Raw genomic sequence first — 4,894 nt, forward strand, 5'->3', positions numbered from 1 at the left:
CCCCGAACGGGGCCCCGCCCGGCGCGGACCGCCGTCAGCTCGCGATGCCGCAGTACTGCTGCTGCTTGCCGATCGCGCGGTACACGCAGTCCGCCGTCTCCACCAGCCGCAGCACGGCCTCGCGGTTGCGGCTGGTCTCCCGCCCGATCACCTCGTCGGGCGGGTAGAAGCCGCTGCTGCCGTTCGGCCCGGGGTACATCTCGAAGGTGTAGGCGAAGACCCGCTGCACGCCCCACAGCCAGTCGTCGATCGAGCCGTCGGTGATGTAGAGGTCGCTCGACTGCTCCGGCGTGTAGCCGTTGGTTCCGGCCAGGGTCCGGCCCAGGGTGGCGAAGGTGTTGTACTCGTCGGCCGTCATTCCGGTGGTGGTGTTGGCCGTGGTCCAGCCGAAGGGCCAGAGCACCAGCTCGCTGTACGTGTGGAAGTCGATGGCGGCGGTGATCTGCTGCTTGCCGCCGACGACCCGGGTGCGGACGAAGTCCGCGACCACCTTGGCCTCCTTGGCGGACTCCGGGGCGCTGCCCCGGTAGGTCTCGCTGGAAGTGGATCCGGACGAGCCGCCGCAGCAGCCCCACTTGTAGTTCCAGTTGCGGTTGAGGTCGGTGCCGACGTTGCTGCTGCCGGAGTTCGGCTGGCGGTCCTTGCGCCAGCTGCGGTAGCGGCCGGTGGCGATGTCGTACTCGCCGCCGTCGGGGTTGAGATCGGGGACCACCCAGATCTCGCGGCTGTTGACGGCGTTGGCGATCCGGCCGTCGGTGGCGTACTTGTCGCCGAACTCGTGGAGCAGGTACAGGGCCATCTCGACGGTGAGGTGTTCGCGGGCGTGCTGGTGGGCGGTGAACAGCACCTCGGGTTCGTTCTCGTCGGTGCCGACGTTGTCACTGATCTTGACGGCCACGATCGGCCGGCCCTCGTACGAGGTGCCGATGACGCGCTTGCTCATGATGGCGGGGTGGGCGGCCACGACGGCGTCGATGTCGGCGGCGGCCTCCGCGTAGTTGTGGTAGCCGGAGTCGGCGGACGGGAAGTCGTACACCGACGCCCCCACGCCCTGCTCGCCGGGTTCGGCGCCGTACAGGGGGCCGGGCAGCAGGACGGGGGCCCAGCCGAGCGCCCGGAGGCGGGCGGCCTCGGCGGGGGTGGCGGTGACGGTGACCGAGTCGGGCCGGACGGCGTCGACGGAGGCGCCGGTGGCGGCGACGGCGGTGCGCTCGGCGACGGTGCGGGGCCCGTCGAGGCGGTACTGCCGGGCGGAGTCGGCCGCACCGGCTCGGTCCGCGACCGCGGACGGAGCGGCCACCGGGTTCGCGGCGGCCTGGACGGTGAGCGGGGAGGCGAGTGCGAGGGCCAGCAGGACGGCGGTGGCCGCGGCGGGCTTCCCTCGGCGGGGCAGTCGCATGACTGTCCTCCTGTGGGGGATCCGTAGGGACGGAACAGGGGAGGAACTGCGGCGCGCGCCAGCATGATGGTCCGTCAATGTCATGCTTTCGTCAAGGAGTTGGGGTCGGGAGGCCCCGCCGAGTCCTGCGGAGAGCTGCCGGGACGGACCCGGGCGCGCGGCGCTCCGCAGGGCTCAGCGGGTCGCGGGGGCGACGCCGCCGATCTCCACCACCCGGGCCCAACCGGGCGGGACGTCCGGCCGGTAGCCGGGATCGTCCTCGCGCCACGAGTTGCCCGCGCGCCCCCGGGAGAACAGCCCGATCACCGTCCGGCACGCCGGCCGGGTGTCCGGCCACGGTGTCTGCCCGTCGGTCAGGACGACGAGCACGTCCGGACGGGGCCGCGCCCGGAGAGCCGCGGCGAAGCCCGTCCGCAGGTCCGTCCCCCCGCCGCCCACCAGGGGGATCCCCTCGGCCCGGCACAACTGGTGCACCGCGCGGGCCGCCGCGTCGCACGGCAGCACGGTGACCAGGTCGCGCCGTCCGCCCACGGCCCGCGCGATCGCCGCCACCTCCAGGAGCGCGCTGCCCAACTCGGCGTCGCTGACCGACCCGGACGTGTCGATCACCACGGACACCTGCGGCGGCCTGCGCCGCAGGCTCGGCAGCACGGCGCCGGGCACCGACGCCGAGCGCCGCGACGGCCGGCCGTAGCTGTAGTCCTGGCCCGCGCCGGTGCCCGAGGCCGCGGAGCGGACCGCCGACCCCAGCAGCTCCCGCCACGGCTGCGGCGTGTGGAACGCCTCCGTCGCCCACCGCAGCCACCCCTTCGGCGCCGACCCCGGACGGCCGTTGATGCCCCGGGCCACCCGGAACCGCACCGCGTCCCGTTCGTGCGGACCGAGGCCGTGTGCCCCGTCCGGCCCGAGGTCCCACGCCCGGTCCAGCCCGTCCGCGCCGCTGCCGCAGTCCAGCCACGCCACGTCCTGCATCTGCGGTCCGAGGCGGAATCGGCGCAGGTAGTCCTCCATCAACTCGCCCTCGGGCAGCCCCAGGGCCGCCGGCTCGACCGCCCCCTCCGGCCGGACCAGCCCGTCCCCGAACACGTCGTCGTTGATCTCGCAGTCCGCGGCGATGTTCATGCGCAGCCGCTCGCCCGGACCGGTCAGCCCGCGTTCCCGCGCGACCCGGTCGCTGCGCCCGTGGTGGTCGCGCAGCAGGTGCGACACCTCGTGCACCCAGACACCGGCCAGCTCCTCGACCGGTGTCAGCGCGACGAACGCCGGCGAGACGTAGCACCGCCAGTGCCGGTCGACGGCCATCGTCGGGACCTGCCGCGACTCCACGACGTGGAGGGCGAACAGGGCCGTCGCCAGGTAGGGCCGGACCCGGGCGGCGTGCAGGCGGGCGGCGAACAGCTTGTCGAGGTCCAGCGCCGTGGGCGCCCGCGGCGCGGTCGTCGGCCGGTCGGCCACCGGGGCGGACCCGGCCGCCGACCCGGCTCCGGGCCCGCCCGCCGGGCCGGTGTCGGGCGCGGTGTCCCAGGCGGTGTCGGGATCGTCGTTCCGGAGGGTTCCGGGTGTGGCCTCGGGCATGCTGTCCCAGGCGGTGTCGGGATCGTCGTTCCGGAAGGTTCCGGGTGTGGCCTCGGGCACGCTGTCCCAGGCGGTGTCCGGATCGTCGTCCCACGCGGCGTCACGGGCGGTGGCGGGCGCGATGTCCCAGGCGGTGTCGGGTGCGGTGTCCCGCACGGGCGTGCTCATCGGCCCGCCTTCGCGGCGGACACGGCGGCCACCCGCCCGGCCGCGCGGTCGGCCCGTCGGGACAGTGCCACCGCCCCGGCGAGTCCCTCGATGGACGCGGGCACGTCCCAGTCCTCCCGGCGCAGGGCGGCGAGCGTGGTCGCGGGCACCACCACGAGGTCCGGAGCCCCGGTCTCCACCGCCCGGACCAGCAGCGCCCAGGCGGCGTCCCAGCGGGACCGCTCCGGGCGCCGGCGGACCGCCGCGACCACGCCGTCGAGGACGGCCTGCCGGAGGTCCCCCCGTTCGGGCAGCTCGGCGCCCACGGGGTCGGCGAGCAGCGCCTCGGGATCGGGCAGGTCCATCCGGTCCACGCCCGCCAGGAGCTCCAGCCCCGGTCCGTCCCCCACCGTGCCACGGACCAGCAGGGACAGCACCTCCCGGTCGGATCCGGCGGCGGTCGCGAAGGCGATCAGCCGGAGGGTCATCTCCCAGCTCCGCGGTGACGGCCAGGCGCCGCCGCGCCGGGTCTCGTTCTCGGGCAGCCGGTGGACCAGTGCGGGGCGGGCGGTCAGCAGCCCGCACACCGCGCGTCGGGCGAAGTCCACGGCCCCGGTGAGGCGTTGGGGGTCGAGCCGCGGCAGGGTGGCCCGCGGCCAGGTCCCGCCGAGGCCGCGGATCACCACCTCGGGATCGTGGGTCCACTGGAGATGGACGAACCGGTTGGCCAGCGGCGGGCTGAGCTCCCAGCCGTCCGCCGCCGAGGAGCGCGGATTGGCGGCGGCCACGATCCTGACACCGGGCGGGAGCCGGAGTGCGCCGATCCGCCGTTCCAGGACCAGCCGCAGCAGGGCCGCCTGGACGGCCGGTGGCGCGGTGGACAGCTCGTCCAGGAAGAGCAGTCCTCGTCCGGCCCGGACCAGACGGACCGCCCAGTCCGGTGGGGCCATGGGGACGCCCTGCTCGGCGGGGTCGTCCCCGACGACGGGCAGCCCGGAGAAGTCGGACGGCTCGTGCACGCTGGCGATCACGGTGGTGAGCGGGAGGTCCAGGGCTTCGGCGAGCCGGGTCAGCGCTGCCGTCTTGCCGATCCCGGGCTCGCCCCAGAGCAGTACCGGCAGGTCGGCGGCTACGGCCAGGGTCAGGGCTTCCAACCGGGTGTCCGGGCGCGGTTCGGTGGCGGTGTCGCCGAGCAGGGTCAACAGGTCTGCGGCGACGTCGAGTCGAGAGGCGACAGGGGCTGTGGCGGGCATGGTGGACAGGGGCGTGGAAACAGGCATGGGTGACGACCTTCCGGTTCACGGCGGGTGGGTGGGTGGGCGAGGTGCTGGGGCGGGTCAGCGGGAGTCGGCGTGGCGCGGGCGCGAGCGGCGGCCGCGAGAGCGTCGGAGGCCCGGCCGGCCGACGTGCTCCGGCCGGGAACCGACCAGGCCGGCGCGGAACAGCCCGTAGACGATGCGCCGTCGGGCCGCCTCCTCCAGGTCGTCCCGCAAGGCACCGTCGCGCAGCAGCGCTTCGGGCCCGAGCAGCCCCTCGACGACGGCCAGGGCACCGGCGGTGTCGCCGTGGGCGAGGCGTGCGCGGACGTCGTCGAGGTTCTCCGGGTGACGGTGCGCCCGGTCGATGACCTGGAGACAGGGGAGCGGCGTGCCGGTCAGGGAGGCCAGCAACTCCTCCCTGCGGATCTCGGCGGGGTCGTGGTCCAGCGGGACCAGCACCCCGTCGACCAGCCCGATCCGGTGGAGGGCTCCCCGGCACTCCACCGGGTGGGGT

3 protein-coding genes and 1 pseudogene are annotated in these 4,894 nt (G+C 75.1%); all 4 read right to left on the minus strand.

Translation table 11 applies throughout. The features are described 5' to 3' along the window. Positions 1-34 precede the first annotated feature (34 nt). On the minus strand, positions 35-1,399 hold the full coding sequence (locus ACFWOG_RS39530; protein WP_355403001.1) for a M14 family metallopeptidase: 1,365 nt from the start codon (positions 1,397-1,399) through the stop codon (positions 35-37). 174 nt (positions 1,400-1,573) lie between these two features. Continuing rightward, positions 1,574-3,142 carry a VWA-like domain-containing protein gene (locus ACFWOG_RS39535; RefSeq protein ID WP_380364462.1) on the minus strand — a complete coding sequence of 523 codons (1,569 nt, stop codon included), beginning with the start codon at positions 3,140-3,142 and terminating at the stop codon, positions 1,574-1,576. Next, positions 3,139-4,401, minus strand: coding sequence for an AAA family ATPase (locus ACFWOG_RS39540; RefSeq protein ID WP_380364464.1), 1,263 nt, complete (start codon positions 4,399-4,401; stop codon positions 3,139-3,141). Before ACFWOG_RS39540 ends, ACFWOG_RS39535 begins: the two co-directional genes overlap by 4 nt. Before the next feature lie 57 nt (positions 4,402-4,458). Beyond that, positions 4,459-4,894: pseudogene (locus ACFWOG_RS39545) on the minus strand (hypothetical protein); the annotation flags it as partial.

Origin of the sequence: Kitasatospora sp. NPDC058406 (assembly GCF_042722765.1) — a bacterium.
GTDB lineage: Bacteria > Actinomycetota > Actinomycetes > Streptomycetales > Streptomycetaceae > Kitasatospora.

Coding starts and splice junctions, on each gene's coding strand:
- ACFWOG_RS39530 (WP_355403001.1), bottom strand. CDS start 1,399: ATGCGACTGCCCCGCCGAGGGAAGCCCGCCGCGGCCACCGCCGTCCTG.
- ACFWOG_RS39535 (WP_380364462.1), bottom strand. CDS start 3,142: ATGAGCACGCCCGTGCGGGACACCGCACCCGACACCGCCTGGGACATC.
- ACFWOG_RS39540 (WP_380364464.1), bottom strand. CDS start 4,401: ATGCCTGTTTCCACGCCCCTGTCCACCATGCCCGCCACAGCCCCTGTC.